Raw genomic sequence first — 216 nt, 5'->3', positions numbered from 1 at the left:
CTGGTGTTGATTTCCCAACACAAGCAGCATCTAGCCAGTGTGTTTTAGTTAATTCTTGACCAGAGCGGTTAAACTTGATTCTACCACCGGTGCCTGTTTCTACAGGAAGGTCTGTTTGAGACAAAGCCCGATACAACGTCCATCGAGTTGAGTTGACGGCAGCAGCATCCTTGAATGGGCGCTTGGCAGACCACAGAATCTCGTTCAGTAATTCCG

At 48.1% G+C, this 216-nt stretch carries 1 pseudogene; it reads right to left on the bottom strand.

The window, feature by feature from the left end:
• Positions 1–216 (bottom strand): annotated as a pseudogene (locus tag LKK83_RS00445) (RNA-guided endonuclease IscB); the annotation flags it as partial.

Source organism: Phormidium sp. CCY1219, from assembly GCF_035615515.1.
Classification (GTDB): domain Bacteria; phylum Cyanobacteriota; class Cyanobacteriia; order Cyanobacteriales; family Laspinemataceae; genus CCY1219.
The sequence above is the reverse complement of the archived record's forward strand: the minus strand, read 5'-3'. Positions and strand labels throughout refer to the sequence as shown.